At 46.1% G+C, this 14,477-nt stretch carries 13 protein-coding genes; 8 read left to right on the forward strand and 5 right to left on the reverse strand.

What is annotated here, in order from left to right; all coding sequences use genetic code 11:
* Nucleotides 1-191: 191 nt before the first annotated feature.
* The 3 genes from ettA to ACLIIY_RS12475 all read left to right on the forward strand — a co-directional run bounded on the left by ettA (nt 192) and on the right by ACLIIY_RS12475 (nt 3,510).
* Nucleotides 192-1,859 carry an energy-dependent translational throttle protein EttA gene (gene ettA, locus ACLIIY_RS12465; protein WP_005425335.1) on the forward strand — a complete coding sequence of 556 codons (1,668 nt, stop codon included), beginning with the start codon at nt 192-194 and terminating at the stop codon, nt 1,857-1,859.
* 257 nt (nt 1,860-2,116) lie between these two features.
* The gene (locus ACLIIY_RS12470; protein WP_020197984.1) at nt 2,117-2,485 is read left to right on the forward strand and encodes a PilZ domain-containing protein; all 369 of its coding nucleotides are present in this window, start codon (nt 2,117-2,119) and stop codon (nt 2,483-2,485) included.
* A gap of 29 nt (nt 2,486-2,514) precedes the next feature.
* Nucleotides 2,515-3,510, forward strand: a complete 996-nt coding sequence (locus tag ACLIIY_RS12475; protein WP_009707683.1) for a M23 family metallopeptidase — start codon at nt 2,515-2,517, stop codon at nt 3,508-3,510.
* Between the two features lie 68 nt (nt 3,511-3,578).
* Here ACLIIY_RS12475 and tyrA read toward each other — a convergent pair whose 3' ends face one another.
* The 3 genes from tyrA to nagZ form a co-directional block, all read right to left on the reverse strand.
* The gene (tyrA, locus tag ACLIIY_RS12480; protein ID WP_334543774.1) at nt 3,579-4,706 is read right to left on the reverse strand and encodes a bifunctional chorismate mutase/prephenate dehydrogenase; all 1,128 of its coding nucleotides are present in this window, start codon (nt 4,704-4,706) and stop codon (nt 3,579-3,581) included.
* A gap of 24 nt (nt 4,707-4,730) precedes the next feature.
* Nucleotides 4,731-5,804 carry a 3-deoxy-7-phosphoheptulonate synthase gene (locus tag ACLIIY_RS12485; protein WP_005425327.1) on the reverse strand — a complete coding sequence of 358 codons (1,074 nt, stop codon included), beginning with the start codon at nt 5,802-5,804 and terminating at the stop codon, nt 4,731-4,733.
* Between the two features lie 239 nt (nt 5,805-6,043).
* Complete coding sequence (gene nagZ, locus ACLIIY_RS12490) at nt 6,044-7,027, reverse strand: beta-N-acetylhexosaminidase (RefSeq protein WP_038895438.1); 984 nt, start codon at nt 7,025-7,027, stop codon at nt 6,044-6,046.
* Between the two features lie 100 nt (nt 7,028-7,127).
* Between nagZ and ACLIIY_RS12495 the strand changes: the two genes are divergently transcribed.
* Nucleotides 7,128-8,240: an anhydro-N-acetylmuramic acid kinase gene (locus tag ACLIIY_RS12495; RefSeq protein ID WP_061007737.1), complete on the forward strand. Its 1,113-nt coding sequence runs from the start codon at nt 7,128-7,130 to the stop codon at nt 8,238-8,240.
* 64 nt (nt 8,241-8,304) lie between these two features.
* Complete coding sequence (gene murQ, locus ACLIIY_RS12500; protein ID WP_199435939.1) at nt 8,305-9,231, forward strand: N-acetylmuramic acid 6-phosphate etherase; 927 nt, start codon at nt 8,305-8,307, stop codon at nt 9,229-9,231.
* A gap of 87 nt (nt 9,232-9,318) precedes the next feature.
* Here the strand turns inward: murQ and ACLIIY_RS12505 are convergent, their stop codons facing one another.
* Nucleotides 9,319-9,648 carry a hypothetical protein gene (locus ACLIIY_RS12505; protein ID WP_434527677.1) on the reverse strand — a complete coding sequence of 110 codons (330 nt, stop codon included), beginning with the start codon at nt 9,646-9,648 and terminating at the stop codon, nt 9,319-9,321.
* A gap of 110 nt (nt 9,649-9,758) precedes the next feature.
* The gene (locus ACLIIY_RS12510) at nt 9,759-10,100 is read right to left on the reverse strand and encodes a DUF2799 domain-containing protein (protein ID WP_009707688.1); all 342 of its coding nucleotides are present in this window, start codon (nt 10,098-10,100) and stop codon (nt 9,759-9,761) included.
* A 316-nt stretch (nt 10,101-10,416) separates the two neighbouring features.
* Between ACLIIY_RS12510 and ACLIIY_RS12515 the strand changes: the two genes are divergently transcribed.
* From ACLIIY_RS12515 to btsR, 3 genes are all read left to right on the forward strand, one after another.
* Nucleotides 10,417-11,901, forward strand: a complete 1,485-nt coding sequence (locus ACLIIY_RS12515; RefSeq protein ID WP_039842345.1) for a carbon starvation CstA family protein — start codon at nt 10,417-10,419, stop codon at nt 11,899-11,901.
* A gap of 138 nt (nt 11,902-12,039) precedes the next feature.
* On the forward strand, nt 12,040-13,710 hold the full coding sequence (locus tag ACLIIY_RS12520; RefSeq protein ID WP_005440583.1) for a sensor histidine kinase: 1,671 nt from the start codon (nt 12,040-12,042) through the stop codon (nt 13,708-13,710).
* Between the two features lie 31 nt (nt 13,711-13,741).
* A complete protein-coding gene (btsR, locus tag ACLIIY_RS12525; RefSeq protein WP_005440579.1) occupies nt 13,742-14,470 on the forward strand; it encodes a two-component system response regulator BtsR in 729 nt (242 codons plus the stop codon).
* Nucleotides 14,471-14,477 lie beyond the last annotated feature (7 nt).

Raw genomic sequence — 14,477 nt, forward strand, 5'->3', positions numbered from 1 at the left:
ATCCCGATGAAGAGTGGGTATTTGAATCAAAGCTGAACAAGAAAAGTGTATACCCTAAAGTTGGGAGTTTCCGGTCAGCGATGAAGAAGAAATCACACAAGATGCTAATTTCTTGCAATCCGGTAACAAAACTCAAGGAGTTGGTATAAAATAGAGCCTTTGAATGACAGTTAATTTAGGAACGATCGGCAATGGCTGAATACGTATATACCATGTCGCGGGTGAGCAAAATTGTGCCACCTAAGCGTCAAATTCTTAAAGACATCTCTCTAAGCTTCTTCCCAGGTGCAAAAATCGGTGTTCTAGGTCTGAACGGTGCAGGTAAATCTACGCTGCTACGTATCATGGCGGGTATCGATACTGATATCGATGGTGAAGCACGCCCACAACCGGGACTAAACGTAGGTTACCTACCACAGGAACCTGTTCTGGACGAGTCAAAGACCGTTCGTGAAATCGTTGAAGAAGCCGTTGCAGATGTTGCTGGCGCACTTAAGCGCTTGGATGCGGTATACGCTGCGTATGCAGAACCAGATGCCGATTTTGATGCACTTGCAAAAGAACAGGGTGAACTAGAAGCGCTAATCCAAGCGAAAGATGGTCACAACCTAGATAACGCGCTAGAGCGTGCTGCTGATGCACTTCGCCTTCCTGAATGGGATCAAAAAATCCAACACCTATCAGGTGGTGAGCGTCGCCGTGTGGCTATCTGTCGTCTTCTTCTTGAAAAGCCAGACATGCTGCTACTCGACGAACCAACCAACCACTTGGATGCTGAGTCTGTTGCATGGCTAGAACGCTTCCTAGTTGATTACACTGGTACTGTAGTTGCGATTACCCACGACCGTTACTTCCTAGATAACGCAGCGGGTTGGATCCTAGAACTTGACCGTGGTGAAGGTATTCCATGGGAAGGTAACTACACGTCTTGGCTAGAGCAAAAAGATGCGCGTCTACAACAAGAAGCATCGCAAGAAAAAGCTCGTCAAAAGACCATCGAGAAAGAACTTGAATGGGTTCGCCAAAATCCTAAAGGTCGTCAGGCGAAATCTAAAGCACGTATGGCACGCTTTGAAGAGCTACAAAACACTGACCACCAAAAACGTAACGAAACCAACGAGCTGTTCATCCCGCCAGGTGAGCGTCTAGGTGATAAAGTTATCGAAGTGAACAACCTGACTAAGTCATTCGACGGTCGTGTTCTTATCGATGACCTATCGTTCAGCATGCCTAAGGGTGCAATCGTGGGTATCATCGGTGCAAACGGTGCAGGTAAATCGACTCTATTCAAGATGCTGAGCGGCACTGAGCAACCAGACTCAGGTACGATTGAGCTGGGTGAAACAGTGAAACTGGCGTCTGTTGAGCAGTTCCGTGACTCAATGAACGACAAGAACACGGTATTCCAAGAGATTTCTGAAGGCGCTGACATCATCAAGATCAACAACTTCGAAATCCCTGCACGTGCTTACTGTTCTCGCTTTAACTTCAAAGGCTCTGATCAACAGAAAGTTATCGGCGAGCTTTCTGGTGGTGAGCGTAACCGTGTGCACCTTGCTAAGCTGCTTAAAGCTGGCGGTAACGTACTGCTACTCGATGAGCCAACCAACGACCTTGACGTTGAAACACTACGTGCACTAGAAGAAGCACTACTAGAGTTCCCTGGCTGTGCAATGGTTATCTCGCACGACCGTTGGTTCCTAGATCGTATTGCAACGCACATCATCGACTACCGCGATGAAGGCCAAGTTAACTTCTACGAAGGTAACTACAACGAGTACATGGAATGGCTGAAGAAGACCCTTGGTCCTGAAGCAGCTGAACCACACCGCATCAAATACAAGCGCGTATCGAAGTAATTTCGGTTATAAGATGAGTGTGCGGTATATCACCTTACGCTCACCTTTGCTTGTAATTCGTACAAAGGTCGCTATCATAGCGGCCTTTGTTGTATGTGTTGCATAAATGGCTCAAATTGGCATTTTTTCAATTAAGAGCTTGACCTTTAGCAATCGTAACTCTGTGCTAGCTCGATATTTTAAGAACAAAAATTGAACAGTTTTTGTTCTATTTGATATAGTCTTCGACTGATTTGACGACTTAATGAGAAAGCTCTATGACGGAGAGACGACGCTTTTCACGCATTATCTATCAAGTTTCAGCTTTATTGGAACAAGGTGACTTGGCATTACAAGCCACGATTCAAGATCTCTCATTACATGGCTTGCTGTTAAAAGCTGAAAATGCAAGTTCACTTGAACCGTCACGTAAGGTAGATGTTGCGTTCTCGTTTGCTCAATCAGAGCAAGTGATGCAGCTAACCGCCAACATCATATCGATTATAGATAACGAGATTAGGCTAAAGATCGCCAACATAGACATCGATAGTATTAGCCAACTAAAACGATTTATAGAATTGAATGTAGGCAATAACGAGCTTCTGAATCGAGAGTTAGAGCATCTTTCAGATTTAGGGGAAGAATAAATTGAACGCCTACTTTAGTAACAATAACCATGTCTAAAAAAATAATCATGCAGATCCCGACAAAAGACGGGAATCAGCAATTTCATTTGGGTCGCCTTTCGATCCTAGCTATCTGTGCGTCAGTCGTTGCACTACCCGCTGTTGTTGGTGGTGCTTGGTACCTGCATCAAAAGCAGATTCATGACACACAAGCACTCAATCAAACCATCGCAAAGCTAGAGAGCGAGAAAGCTGAAATCTCCGTGTTGTACGAAGAGCAGTTAGATACCAACCACTCTCTTTCTCAGTCCTTAACCGATAAAAACAACCAGATTCAATTGCTAGGCAAGCGTGTATTTGATGTTGAGTCTGTGTTGGGTTTAGCAGATGAAGAGCTGAGCACCGATGAACATGCACTGGAAGAACGCATTGATGCTGCGGCAATCGATTCTGCAGTTCGTGCGACCATGTTCCGTTTGATTCCAAACGACAGCCCAATGACTTATCAACGTATCTCCTCTCCTTTTGGCAGTCGTGTCAATCCAATCACGGGCAAACGTCATGTTCATACAGGGATAGACCTAACGTGTAAGCGTGGAGAACAGATCCTTGCGCCGGCAGACGGTGTGGTAGAAACGGTACGTCCAGGTAACCGTGGGTATGGTAACTACCTCACGCTGCGTCACTCGTTTGGCTTTTCTAGCTCCTTTGCTCACTTGAGCAAGTTCAGCGTGAAGAGCGGAGAGTTCGTCAGTAAAGGCGATGTGATTGCGAAATGTGGTAACTCAGGTAACTCAACCGGCCCGCACCTGCACTATGAAGTGCGCTTCTTAGGCCGAGCATTGAACCCACAATACTTGATGGATTGGACGCCAGAGAACTTTAACTACGCGTTCGAGAAAGAGAAGAAGGTGAAATGGGGTCCGTTGGTTCAATTGATTGATAACGTGGTTCGCCTGCAAATCAACCTTACTAACTCACCTTACCGTGATACCAGCATCAGCACAGTATCGAGTGAAGATAACAGTGCCACATCAACCAACTGATCATCACGAAACATACGAATAAAAAAGAGCAGCGAATAAGCTGCTCTTTTTACATTCAAAATCGGTTCTTATCCACGATGGATATTGTCATTAGCCTGTTTGAGCAAGTTCTGACTTTCGTTCATGAATTGCTGCGAGTAATCACCAAACCAGTCACTCACTTGCTCGAAGCTTTCGACAAACTCAGCCTTGTCTTTACTGTCTAAAACAGACAAAGCTTCACCAAAGCGTTGGTGGAAACGCTTAATCATGTCGATGTTTTCTTGTGATGAAAGAATGATGTCACCGTATAGGTTTGGATCTTGGCCAAACAGACGCCCTACCATCGCTAGCTCCAAACGGTAAATCGGTGAGCTCAGCTTTAGCAGTTGTTCAATGTTCGGATTCTCTTTGCTTAGGTGCATACCGTAAGCAAAGGAAGTGAAGTGGCGCAGCGCCTGAATCAAAGTCATGCCATGGTCGTGCTCTTGCGCATCGATTTGGCACAAGCTTGCGCCCCAAATTCCAAACTGTTGCAATAGCCATTGGTATTGCTCATTACCACGACCGTCACAGTAGACAATCACCTGCTTCGCTAGGCTCGGTACATCTGGGCCAAACATTGGGTGCAAACCAACAACCGGACCTTGGTGCACATTCAACATTGCTTGCAGCGGCTTAGACTTGATAGAAGTCAGGTCACAAAGAATGCAATCTTGTGGCAGGTTACCGAGCTTCTCAATCACACCTTCTGTTAGGTGAATCGGCACTGTAACTACTACCAGCCCCGCATCTTTTAGGATGTCATCGGCATAATCCCAGTCTTTGCTGCCCAACACTTTAACTTGGTAGCCAGATAGTTTGAACATTCGACCAAACAGGCCACCTAATTGGCCATTACCACCAATAATGACCACAGAGCGCAGTTCTGGATTCAAACACTTAAAACCGGAATCTTTCTCGCTGGCATAGGACTCACGCATAGTTCGACGAAGAATGTCTTCAATCAGCTGTGGAGGGATCCCCATTTTTTCAGCTTCAGCTCGTCGTGATGCCAGCATTGCGGCTTCACGATCTGGGGCATAAATTGGCAAACCGTGTTCGCTTTTTACTTCACCCACTTTCTCTACTAACGCTAAACGCTGAGCAAGTAGCTCTAGCATTTGCTTGTCGACTGCATCAATCTGATCGCGTAATGCGTTAAGTTCAACTGCCATTGATGTTCCTTAAATCCCGTGTTGTTAGCCCTTTAGACGATTCTCTAAGAAAGGCACTAGCTCTTCGTGTGCATGACGTAATAGTGCCTCAGTTGAATCCCAATTGATACATGCGTCGGTGATAGATACGCCGTATTTCATCTCTTCAAGAGCTAGGTCAGAAGATTGGTTACCTTCATTGATATGGCTCTCAATCATCAAGCCTATAATCGACTTATTGCCTTCACGGATTTGATGAATCACGTCTTCGGCAACCAATGGCTGACGACGGTAATCTTTACGTGAGTTTGCATGGCTACAATCCACCATCAGTGAAGCGTCAAGACCAGACTTCGCCATCTCTTGCTCACACTCGTTAACAGACACTGAATCGTAGTTGGTTTGCTTGCCGCCACGCAGAATCACATGACCATTCGGGTTACCTTGCGTAGTCAGAAGCGCGACTTGACCTTCACGGTTAATACCCATGAAACGGTGGCTAGAAGAAGCCGCTTGCATCGCGTTAACAGCAGTAGCCAAGCTACCATCTGTACCATTCTTAAAGCCGATTGGCATAGAAAGACCACTTGCCATCTCACGGTGTGTTTGTGACTCAGTCGTACGAGCACCGATCGCTGCCCAGCTAAAGGTATCCGCAAGGTATTGCGGGCTGATTGGGTCAAGGGCTTCTGTTGCTAGCGGGATTTCCATCTCTGCCAATTCAACCAGCAGTTCACGACCAACATGCAGACCATGTTCAATGTCGAAGCTGCCGTCTAGGTGTGGGTCATTGATTAAGCCTTTCCAACCAACGGTGGTTCGAGGCTTCTCAAAGTAAACACGCATTACAATATACAGTTGGTCGCTTAGTTGTTCTGAAAGAGCTTTTAGACGCTTAGCGTAATCCTTCGCAGCTTCTACGTCATGGATAGAACATGGTCCACATACAACGAGTAGGCGATGATCTTTTTTGTGAATGATGTCAGCGATGGTTTGACGAGACTCTTGAATAAAACGACGTGCTTTTTCACTTAGAGGAAGCTTCACTTTTAGCTCCTCTGGCGTGATCAGAACTTGTTCTTCGCTGATGTTGATGTTGCTCAATTCACTTCTTTGCATAACTTTGACCTGTATATTTTTTTTTACACCCAACCAATTCCTTGGTGAGACAACTAAGCTTTATCGACAAGATAACAGGCTAAAAAAGAATTACAACCGTACATAATAAAAAACATTTGATGTAAAATATTATTTACATCAAAAGAAAAAGCCGAAATGCAGAGCACTTCGGCTTTAAATGGATGTTTTAGAAAGTTTACGTCTCACCCTGAACAAACCATTATTCAGGGGTGAGATGGCTAGCCAACCAATCGCTTCATAGCTTCAGAGGCGTCTTTCCACTCTTGCGAAAGTTTTAGCTCGCTTAGAGAAAAGCTTTGCTTCTTCAACAAGGCATCTGCTCGAGGAACAGAAGTGATTGGTAGATTATCAAGCACCTCAACTTGCGCATCGCGCTTATTGCAAACCAGCAGCATATCGCAGCCAGCGTTTAGTGCTTGTGCGCCACGCTGAGCAGGACCACCCATGATCGCAGCGCCTTCCATGGTCAAATCATCAGAGAAGATCAAACCTTTAAAACCAAGTTGCTGGCGCAGGATTTGTTTAAGCCAATACTCAGAGCCACTAGCAGGTTGGTCATCATAATTTGGGAAAATGACGTGAGCAGGCATCATCGCGTCTAAGATGCCAGCATCGATTTGCGCTTTGAAGATAGCCATGTCTTGCTCAAAGATATCACTACGCTCGTCGTACGGTGTCTCTAAGTGTGAATCAGCAATCACACCACCATGACCCGGGAAGTGCTTACCTGTTGTTGCCATACCGACACTCTTCATGCCCTGCATATACGCGGTGCTGTGACGTAAAATGGTGTCCAGATCCTCACCAAAGGCACGGCTGCCAATCGCTTTACACTGGTGGCCTTTATCTAGTACTGGTGCGAAGCTTAGGTCGATGTCATGAGCAATCAACTCAGCGGCCATCAACCAACCGCCCAGACGAGCAAGTTCTTCACTATTTTGGTGTTTGGCGTATTCGTCTGCCGCTGGAATCAGAGAAAAGCCTTCACGGAAACGCTGAACGCGCCCGCCCTCTTGGTCAACACCAATCAAAATCGGACGTTTCGCCGCTTTGCGGATAGATTGGGTAAGAGCTTGAAGCTGCTTGCTGTCGTGGTAGTTACGCGTAAATAAAATCAAACCACCAACCGTTGGATGCTCCAAAATTTCTCTGTCTTCTGCAGTCAGTTCATAGCCTGCAACATCAACCCATAACGGTCCCATTTTTTCTCCTCAAAATCGGCTGAATATCTCGTATTCGATGAGGTTATTCGCTTCAGAATTGCTTTACAATAAGTGAATCGAAGAATTGACGGAATTGGCTGTGAATCTTAACAAACTGTATATCGGTGTGATGTCTGGAACCAGTATGGACGGTGTAGATACCGCACTGGTTGAAATTGAAGATAACCGTGTTCGCTTGCTAGCACACGATGATTACCCAATGCCCGCTCATATTAAGCAGACGCTTTTGTCGGTTTGCACTGGGCAAGACACGAATCTAAAAGCCATTGGTGAGCTCGACCATCAACTTGGCCATTTGTTTGCCGATGCGGTTTTACAGCTACTGGATAAATCCGGCTATTCCGCTGAGCAAATCCGAGCCATTGGCAATCATGGTCAAACCGTGTTCCACCAGCCAACAGGCGATCTGCCCTTCACCACCCAACTGGGTGATGCCAACATCATTGCAGTCAAAACGGGCATTGATACCGTGGCAGATTTTCGTCGTAAAGACATGGCGTTAGGTGGCCAAGGTGCACCGCTCGTCCCAGCCTTCCATAAAAGTATTTTTGCCATGCAAGATTCCACCACTGTGGTGCTTAACATCGGTGGAATTGCCAATATCTCGGTACTGCATCCTGAGCAAGCTGTGATCGGCTACGATACGGGCCCGGGCAACATGTTGATGGATGCATGGTGTGAACAACACACCGGACAAGGCTTCGACAAAGACGCGCGATTTGCTCTACAAGGCAACACCGATTCAGCACTACTAACTCAACTCTTAGCAGAACCTTACCTCGCGATGTCGTCGCCTAAGAGCACTGGCCGAGAGCTGTTCAATATCGATTGGCTGCATCATCAGTTAGCTGACCACAATATCTCAGCACAAGATGTACAACGCACGCTGTGTGAATACTCGGCGAAGACCATTGCAAACGAAGTGGAGAAATTCACGTATGGCCAGCAGCCACAGCTGTTGGTGTGTGGAGGTGGGGCGAGAAACCCCCTACTGATGCAACGTTTAGCGGAACTTCTGCCGCAGTGGCAAGTCGCAACAACGGATGATAAAGGTGTCGATGGCGATTATATGGAAGCCATGGCGTTTGCTTGGCTTGCTCAGCGACATATTGACGGGCTACCAAGCAACTTACCTGAAGTAACCGGTGCGAGCCGTCTTGCTTCGCTGGGTGTGCTCTATCCTAAAAACTAAATACGTTGTGCTAGCCACAGCGAAAAAACAAATCGAAATCAGTATTCAAAAGGCTTAAACCACTATGACAAATGACGCGCTTATTGCTGCTCTTGCCCATCTAGTATCAGAAGGTCGTAACCCAGATACGATGGACATCGATTTACTGCCCTCTCTGGACATTGTTCAGCGACTTAATCAGCAAGATAAGCTCGTACCACTTGCGGTTGAGAAGGTTTTACCCGAAATCGCACTCGCGGTGGATAAGATCACCGACGCATTTAAAGTCGGCGGTCGTCTAGTTTACATGGGCGCAGGCACCAGCGGCCGTTTAGGTGTACTTGATGCATCGGAATGTCCGCCAACATTTGGCGTATCTGACAAGATGGTGGTTGGTCTGATTGCGGGTGGTCCAGAGGCGATTCTAAAAGCAAAAGAAGGTGCGGAAGATTCGCCGGTTTTAGGTGAGCAAGACCTAAAAGACATCAAATTCACAAATCTCGATGTTGTCGTCGGTATCGCTGCAAGTGGCCGAACACCTTATGTTATTGGTGGTTTGGAGTACGCCAACGAGCTCGGTGCAACCACGATTGCGCTATCTTGTAATCCAGATTCGCCAATCGCCGATATTGCAAACATCGCAATTAGCCCTGTTGTAGGCCCTGAAGCATTAACAGGCTCAACACGTTTAAAATCAGGTACCGCGCAGAAACTGGTGCTAAACATGCTAACAACCGCAAGCATGATCCGTTTGGGCAAGAGCTATCAAAACCTGATGGTTGATGTGAAAGCAACCAACAACAAGCTCGTTGCACGCGCAGCGCGAATTGTGATGCAAGCGACCGATTGCAGCAAAGAACAAGCAACCGAAGTGCTTAAGCAGACGGATTATGAGGTGAAACTGGCGATCTTAATGATCCTGACCGATCTTGATATTGAATCGGCTCGTGCTCACCTGCACCACCAAGACGGTTTCTTACGCAAAGCAGTGGAAAACCACCAGCCGAAATAAATCTTGAGTCCGCCAGCTCAAATCTATCGATAGAAGACAAACAATAAGGAGACCTCGTGGTCTCCTTTTTGTTTTAGATATCAAGATTTAGTCTTCATACAACCATTCATCAAACTCTTGGTTAAGCTTGTCATTTGCTTTACGTTTGATGTGATCAGGATTCGTTATGTTCTTAACGTTCTCCACTTTATTGGTGTACTTGCGAGTGGTTTGGTTTACTTCTCGCTTCACTTGGTTCTCGACATAAGTACCGTCAGTGACTTCTTTAATATTACGCTTGGTATTGTTGATGGTATTGGTAAGACGATGCTTATCGTGATCGTATTTACGCTTCATCTTAATCGACTCTTTCAACACGTTGGTCGCACCGACCGTTAAGGGCAACAATGCTAATGCGACCAAAAAATACTTCTTCATGTTTTCATTTCACTTCTGATTGAATCTCAAGCCATAAGTACAGCAAAGCAATAAAATTCAAATGTCAGAAGATCAACAAGCAAAACCACAGTCTTGATTATGAAACAGATCTAGTTGCTGTATTCGTTCCAGCCACGTTGCCATTCCATACGGAATTTTTGTGCCCCAGGCGTTCCCTCACATACACCTTCATAATACTGACCAGACAGGCCCATTTGGTAAGCAAAATCAGGATTACAATATTCCGTTACCCCTTCAAGGTAACCTTGGTCATAATCGCCTTGCTTTACATTTCCTAACGAGCGAAGTTCTTTCATGGTACGCGAGGTATGCCCAGCGACACCATCTTGATAACCGATCTGGTACCAATCTCCGGACTGCGCCAGTTCTTCCGTTGTTGCCGCACACCCTGCTAGTAAAGCCAGCGCCAAGCCTAACGTTGCCTTTTTCATCATTCTTCCTTAACTAATTGTTTTCAAAACAAGCTTACCACTAAAGCCTGTGCTTTGCCGCTTATCTGTTGATTTCACCACTTAACTCTCGAGTGTAGCCACCCACCCTTAATAGCCACCGCTTAATGGTTAATTGAACCGCTCAGCCCTAAGCTCGACCACTAAGCAAACGATAAAACCACTTAACCGTTATATCGACCACTCGCTTCTCTATTCGACCACTCATCCACAGAGCGAATGCACTTAACAAAAGAGATGAATACCATACATCCTGAGCTTAAAAAATTACCTACCTATTAAACCAAGGACAATTGCTATGATGTGGTTTCTAACCTGTGTCGCAGCCCTCATCGGCGGATACTTCATCTACGGCGCTTTCGTTGAGAAAGTTTTCGGTATCAATGAGAATCGCCAAACGCCTGCCCATACTAAAACGGACGGTGTTGACTACGTTCCAATGTCAACCAAACGTGTTTACCTTGTTCAGCTACTTAACATCGCTGGTGTTGGCCCTATCTTCGGTCCAATCATGGGTGCGCTATATGGCCCTGCGGCAATGCTGTGGATTGTTGTAGGTTGTATCTTCGCAGGTGCGGTACACGATTACTTCTCAGGCATGCTTTCTGTTCGTAACGGTGGTGCATCAGTACCAACAATTACGGGTCGCTACCTAGGTAATGGCGCAAAACACTTTATGAACATCTTTGCCATTGTCCTATTGCTTCTTGTTGGTGTGGTATTCGTATCAGCGCCAGCAGGCATGATCACAAACCTAATCAACGACCAAACTAGCTTTAGCGTAAGCATGACAACCATGGTTGTGCTGATTTTCGCTTACTACATCATCGCGACAATTGTTCCTGTAGACAAAATCATTGGTCGTTTCTACCCACTGTTTGGTGCGCTACTGATCTTCATGTCTGTAGGTCTAATGACTGCTATAGCTTTCTCTAGCGAACACACTGTGATGGGTGACTTCCAAGTAAGCGACATGCTAACTAACTTGAACCCGAACGATATGCCTCTATGGCCTGCACTATTTATCACTATCGCATGTGGTGCTATCTCTGGCTTCCACGCAACTCAGTCTCCACTGATGGCGCGTTGTATGGAAAATGAGAAGAACGGTCGCTTCGTATTCTACGGTGCAATGATTGGTGAAGGCGTTATCGCGCTAATCTGGTGTGCTATCGCTCTGTCTTTCTTCGGCACGCTTGATGGTCTTGCAGAAGCAGTGAAAAACGGTGGCCCTGGTAACGTGGTATACAGCGCTTCATTTGGTCTACTGGGTGTATTCGGTGGTGTGATTGCTTTCCTTGGTGTTGTTATTCTGCCAATCACATCAGGTGACACAGCATTCCGCTCAAGCCGTCTGATTCTTGCTGAGTACTTCGGTATGGAACAGAAAACACTGCGTAACCGTCTTCTAATGGCTCTACCATTGTTCGTTATCGGTGGCATTCTTACTCAAGTAGACTTCGGTATCATCTGGCGCTACTTCGGCTTCGCAAACCAAACAACAGCAGTAATGATGCTTTGGACGGCTTCGGCTTACCTACTACGTCACAATAAACTGCATTGGATTACGACTATCCCAGCAGTATTCATGACAACCGTGTGTGTGACTTTCATTCTAAACAACAGCACGCTAGGTTTTGGTCTGCCAATGCAAATCTCAACCATCGTAGGTATTGTGTTCTCACTAGCGGTAACGGCTTACGTTATCAAGATTTCTAAAGGCAAAGGTGAGACTGAACTAGCAGATGACGAGAAGCCACAAGCTGCCTCAGAAACCGCATAATGAATACCTTCGCTTGCTAACCGATTCATTATCGATGTCTGGATAAACCAAGAGCCTGCCCTTTGCAGGCTCTTTTTGTTTCTCTTCGAAGATTTAATTCACTTACAATAAAAACATCATTTTTAGGTTAGGTTCGTTATGGAACTGGTCATCTCCCTTCTACAACAAATGTGTGTTTACTTAGTGCTGGCTTACATGCTGAGTAAAACGCCGATCATTTTGCCCCTGCTGAGTATTTCATCACGCCTCAGCCATCGGCTCATTTGTTATGTGCTCTTTTCTGGCTTTTGTATCCTAGGCACCTACTTCGGCTTACAGATTAACGACGCCATCGCCAACACTCGTGCCATTGGTGCGGTAATGGGCGGGTTATTTGGCGGGCCTGTTGTCGGTTTTGCGGTTGGTTTTACTGGCGGCATCCATCGCTACACCTTAGGGGGTTTTACAGACTTAGCCTGTGCTATATCGACCACAGCTGAAGGCTTAATTGGCGGCTTATTGCACGTTTACCTGATTAAGCGCAACAAAGGCGCAATGCTGTTTAATCCAAGCGTGGTATTCAGCGTGACCTTCGTAGCAGAGATCGTACAGATGATTCTGTTGCTTGCCGTTGCCAAACCATTCGACCAAGCCTATGAACTCGTTTCAGCGATTGCAGCCCCCATGATCATCGCGAACTCCGTTGGTGCTGCTCTGTTTATGAGTATTCTGCAAGATCGTAAAACCATTTTTGAAAAGTATTCGGCGACCTTTTCCCGCCGAGCATTGAGCATCGCTGACCGCTCAGTTGGTATTCTTAGCACCGGCTTTAACAGCGAAAACGCCGATAAGATTGCCCGCATTATTTATGAAGAAACGAAGGTAGGCGCGGTCGCCATTACTGACCAAGAGAAGATTCTGGCTTTCGTTGGCATCGGTGATGATCACCATAGGCCAAATACTCCGATCTCATCGCAAAGCACACTCGATTCAATGGAGAAGAATGACATTATCTACCTTGATGGCAGTGAACGCCCTTACCAATGCTCATTAGCGAAAGATTGTAAGTTGGGCTCTGCGCTGATCATTCCTTTGCGCGCGGGTAAAGAAGTGGTGGGCACAATTAAGCTTTACGAACCAAAGCGCAAGCTGTTCTCTACTGCGAACATGTCAATGGCAGAAGGCATTGCTCAGCTTCTATCGAGCCAAATCTTGTATGGCGATTATCAGCAGCAGCAAACCCTATTAGCTCAGGCAGAAATCAAACTGCTGCACGCTCAAGTGAACCCACACTTTTTGTTCAATGCTCTTAATACCATCAGTGCCATTACTCGTCGTAACCCTGATAAAGCACGAGAACTGATCCAAAACTTGTCGCACTTCTTCCGCAGTAACTTAAAACAGAACATCAATACGGTGACGCTGAAAGAAGAGTTAGCACATGTGGATTCTTACCTTTCGATTGAGAAAGCGCGTTTCACTGATCGATTGGAAGTCGAGATCGACATTGAACCAGAACTGCTCGATATCAAGTTACCGAGCTTTACTCTTCAACCGCTAGTTGAGAACGCCATCAAGCATGGTATTTCCAATATGCTAGAGGGTGGCAAGGTAAAGATTTACAGCCAAACACACCCGCAAGGCGCACTGATAACGGTTGAAGACAACGCAGGAAGCTACCAGCCGCCAAAAGAGAATCATTCTGGTTTAGGCATGGAAATTGTCGATAAGCGCTTATCGAATCAATTTGGGCGTGATTCAGCGCTAAAAATTACCTATCAGCAGCACCAATTTACTAAAATGAGTTTTATCATTCCCCACTCGCGATAAGCACAGTTAAAACGCATAAAGGTAATTTTGGATGTTAACCGCTCTCGTCATTGATGATGAACAGTTTGCTCGTGAAGAGCTGGCAGAACTATTGGCTGAAACGGGTCACATAGAAGTGATTGGCGATGCGTCAAACGCCATCATGGGGCTTAAGAAAATCAATGAGCTGAAACCGGATGTGGTTTTCCTAGATATCCAAATGCCTCAGGTGACGGGCATCGAGCTACTGGGCATGTTAGATCCAGAGACCATGCCCTACGTGGTATTTGTGACCGCTTACGACCAATATGCGATTCAAGCTTTCGAGGACAATGCGTTTGATTACCTACTGAAACCCGTCGATCCATGTCGTTTGACGAAAACAGTAAAACGCCTTAATAAAGTCATGAGTCAATCCGCGCTCACTCAGCAACTGTCTGCCATCGCCCCAGAGAGCCTAGACCAGATTCCCTGCATTGGACACAACCGCATTGTGATCATGGCAACCGAAACGGTTGAGTGTGCTTACAGTGACATCAGTGGAGTGCATGTACGTTCCACCAGCCAAACAGCCAGCACACAGCTCACGCTAAAAACCTTGGAAGAGAAAACCCCATTGGTGCGTTGTCATCGACAGTATCTGGTTAGCATCAAAGCCATCAGCGAGATCAAGCTATTAGAAAACGGATTGGCCGAAATCATTACCAAAACAGGTTTTGAGATCCCGGTGAGCCGTCGTTACCTAAAGGTGCTCAAAGAGCTGTTAGGTATCAGTCACTAAGCGCAAA

It is taken from the genome of Vibrio sp. K4, assembly GCF_051122595.1.
In the GTDB taxonomy this organism is placed as follows: Bacteria; Pseudomonadota; Gammaproteobacteria; order Enterobacterales; family Vibrionaceae; genus Vibrio; species Vibrio owensii.

Excerpts from the sequence above, each read along its gene's own strand:
- ettA (WP_005425335.1), top strand. The coding sequence starts at position 192 with ATGGCTGAATACGTATATACCATGTCGCGGGTGAGCAAAATTGTGCCA.
- ACLIIY_RS12470 (WP_020197984.1), top strand. The coding sequence starts at position 2,117 with ATGACGGAGAGACGACGCTTTTCACGCATTATCTATCAAGTTTCAGCT.
- ACLIIY_RS12475 (WP_009707683.1), top strand. The coding sequence starts at position 2,515 with ATGTCTAAAAAAATAATCATGCAGATCCCGACAAAAGACGGGAATCAG.
- tyrA (WP_334543774.1), bottom strand. The coding sequence starts at position 4,706 with ATGGCAGTTGAACTTAACGCATTACGCGATCAGATTGATGCAGTCGAC.
- ACLIIY_RS12485 (WP_005425327.1), bottom strand. The coding sequence starts at position 5,804 with ATGCAAAGAAGTGAATTGAGCAACATCAACATCAGCGAAGAACAAGTT.
- nagZ (WP_038895438.1), bottom strand. The coding sequence starts at position 7,027 with ATGGGACCGTTATGGGTTGATGTTGCAGGCTATGAACTGACTGCAGAA.
- murQ (WP_199435939.1), top strand. The coding sequence starts at position 8,305 with ATGACAAATGACGCGCTTATTGCTGCTCTTGCCCATCTAGTATCAGAA.
- ACLIIY_RS12505 (WP_434527677.1), bottom strand. The coding sequence starts at position 9,648 with ATGAAGAAGTATTTTTTGGTCGCATTAGCATTGTTGCCCTTAACGGTC.
- ACLIIY_RS12510 (WP_009707688.1), bottom strand. The coding sequence starts at position 10,100 with ATGAAAAAGGCAACGTTAGGCTTGGCGCTGGCTTTACTAGCAGGGTGT.
- ACLIIY_RS12515 (WP_039842345.1), top strand. The coding sequence starts at position 10,417 with ATGATGTGGTTTCTAACCTGTGTCGCAGCCCTCATCGGCGGATACTTC.
- ACLIIY_RS12520 (WP_005440583.1), top strand. The coding sequence starts at position 12,040 with ATGGAACTGGTCATCTCCCTTCTACAACAAATGTGTGTTTACTTAGTG.
- btsR (WP_005440579.1), top strand. The coding sequence starts at position 13,742 with ATGTTAACCGCTCTCGTCATTGATGATGAACAGTTTGCTCGTGAAGAG.